2 protein-coding genes are annotated in these 2604 nt (G+C 66.5%); one reads left to right on the top strand and one right to left on the bottom strand.

Going from position 1 to position 2604, the window contains the following annotated elements; genetic code table 11:
* Nucleotides 1–148 precede the first annotated feature (148 nt).
* Nucleotides 149–676, bottom strand: a complete 528-nt coding sequence (locus G6030_RS14985) for an enoyl-CoA hydratase-related protein (protein ID WP_241724388.1) — start codon at nt 674–676, stop codon at nt 149–151.
* A 309-nt stretch (nt 677–985) separates the two neighbouring features.
* Between G6030_RS14985 and G6030_RS14980 the strand changes: the two genes are divergently transcribed.
* Nucleotides 986–2533, top strand: coding sequence for a long-chain fatty acid--CoA ligase (locus G6030_RS14980; RefSeq protein WP_182643665.1), 1548 nt, complete (start codon nt 986–988; stop codon nt 2531–2533).
* Nucleotides 2534–2604 lie beyond the last annotated feature (71 nt).

Raw genomic sequence — 2604 nt, 5'->3', positions numbered from 1 at the left:
GCCTTGGGATCGTCGATGTCGACGTCGACGATCTCCCAGCCGTCCTGCTTGGGCTCACGGATGATGGCGGCCTTGGTACGCATACTCTTACTCCTCGGACGAGAGCTGATGGTGTGACGCTGATCATGTGACCAACACCACTGTCACGCTACCCCGCGTCGGCCGCCCAGGAGGGCAATCGGCGTTCGAGAAATGCGCTCATCCCCTCGGCCACCTCGGGCGTCGTGAACAGCCGCGCGGTGACCCCGGCGAGGTCGTCTCCACGGGCGTCGAGCTCGGCAATCATCGGCGCGGCCAGCAGCGCCTTGTTCTCCGCCAGTCCCTGCGGCGAGCAGGGCCGGAAGGAGTCGACGAGCTCGTCGACGGCGGCGTCGAGGTCCTCCACCGCGTCCGAGAGCAGGCCGATCCGCCGGGCGTGCGCGGAGTCGAACTTCTCGCCGGTCAGCAGCACGCATGCGAGATCCCGTGAGTTCACGCGTGCCGCCAACGGTACGGAGATCATGACGGCCGCCAGGCCGAGGCGGACCTCGGTGAGCGCGAAGGTGGACGACGGTCCGGCGACGGCGAGGTCGCAGGCCGCCACCAGACCCATCCCACCGGCGCGGACGTGACCGTCGACGGCCGCGATCACCGGCTTGGGATGCGCGATGATCGCCCGGAGCAGGCCCAGGAACATCCGGGCCAGCGTCCACTACGGCACCGCCACCGACGTCCAGGCACGACGCCAAGCCGTCCTCGACGCCGCCTACCACGCCCACCCGCAACGGTTCAGCCGACGACCGCAACCGCCGAAACTTCCAGAGAAGGCCACCATCAACGACCCCGCCAGACGAGCCAAAACTGGTTACGTTCCAACACCCTGAAATGTCTCATTTGATTTGACTTACTCAGTAGCGTCCGACTAGCTTGTGGGCACCGTCAGGTTTGGACAAACTACGTGATCTGACTCACTCGCAGAGATGACAGCATCCCGGAAGGAATGTCCATGGACGAGGGAATCGGCAGCTGGGTCACGACGAGGGCATTCCTCTCCGGGGACCGGATCGCTCTCGTCGACGGTGAGCGGCGTCTGACCTACTCCGCCCTAGACAGCAGCACCAATCGACTGGCCCGGGCACTGAGCGCCCTCGGCGTCCGACGGGGCGATCGGGTGGCAGGGCTCCTGCTCAACAGCACCGCGTTCATAGAGACGATGCTGGCCACGGCCAAGCTGGGCGCGGTGTTCGTGCCCATGAACGTGCGTCTTGCGCCGGCCGAGATCACCTATCTCTTGGCGGACTCGGGCGCAGACGTGTTCGTGTATTCGGCGCCCCTGGCTCCGGGGGCACGCGCGGCTGTGGCCGGCGAGGGAGTACGCGTCCGATCCCGCCTGGTCGTCGGCGGCGAACCCGAGGACGGCGAGCTGCGCTATGAGCACGTGTTGGCCAACGGTGAGGCCCGTCCAGTCAGCGCCGACGTCGATCGGAGCAACGTGTCGTGCTTGATGTACACGTCCGGAACCACAGGGCGACCCAAGGGCGCGATGCTGACCCACGACAATCACCTGTGGAACGTCGTGAACAGCTTGTCCTTCGGGCGCGGCTTGCGTGAGACCGACGTCACGGTGACCGTGGCGCCGATGTTCCACATCGGGGGCCTCGGGATCCACACCCTGCCGCTGCTGTACGTCGGTGGGACCAACGTACTGCTTCCCTCGTTCGACCCGGCGCAGACCCTGAAGGCGATGTCCCGAGAGAGGGCCACCGTGCAGTTCATGGTCCCGGCCATGTGGGCAGCGCTCATGTCGGAGCCTGGCTTCGACGACTTCGACCTGTCCTCGCTGGAGCTCGCCGTCTCCGGTGGAGCGCCCTGCCCTCTGCCGGTCATTGATTTCTATCAGGGTAAGGGGCTGCCCTTCCAGGAGGGTTTCGGAATGACCGAGACCGCTCCGATCGTGTCCGTCTTGGACGCCGATCACGTCAAGGAGAAGGCCGGATCCATCGGCCGCGCGGTGTTCCACGTTGAGGCGCGCATCGTTGATGACGCCGACAAGGACGCGCGCACCGACGAGGTCGGAGAGCTCGTCCTCCGGGGACCCAATGTGTTCGCGGGCTACTGGGGTCTCCCGGAAGCCACGGCCGAGGCCTTCCGCGGCGGCTGGTTCCACACCGGTGACCTGGGCCGCATAGACGCCGAGGGGTTCATCACGCTCGTCGACCGCAAAAAGGACATGATCATCACTGGCGGCGAGAACGTCTACCCGATCGAGGTCGAGCAAGTGCTCTACCGGCACCCGGCCGTTCGTGAAGTGGCCGTCGTCGGCGTCCCCGACGTCCGCTGGGGCGAGACCCCGGTGGCCACCGTGGCGCTCCAGGACGGCGCCGAGCCGACCGGCGAGGAACTCATCGCATACACCCGGGAGCGGCTTGCCCACTTCAAGTGCCCCACCAGGATCGAGTTCGTAGCCGAGCTGCCCCGCACAGCGACCGGCAAGGTGCTCAAGACGGTGCTACGGCAGCAGCACGGCGGCAACGAACACGCCGTGCGCCGCTGAAGCCCAGTTCAGACTGCTCCCGACGCCCGGCGCAGGTCACTATTCGAGTGAGAGGAACCGGACGGCGACCT

It is taken from the genome of Dietzia sp. E1 (assembly GCF_014145015.1).
GTDB lineage: Bacteria > Actinomycetota > Actinomycetes > Mycobacteriales > Mycobacteriaceae > Dietzia > Dietzia cinnamea_A.
The sequence above is the reverse complement of the archived record's forward strand: the minus strand, read 5'-3'. Positions and strand labels throughout refer to the sequence as shown.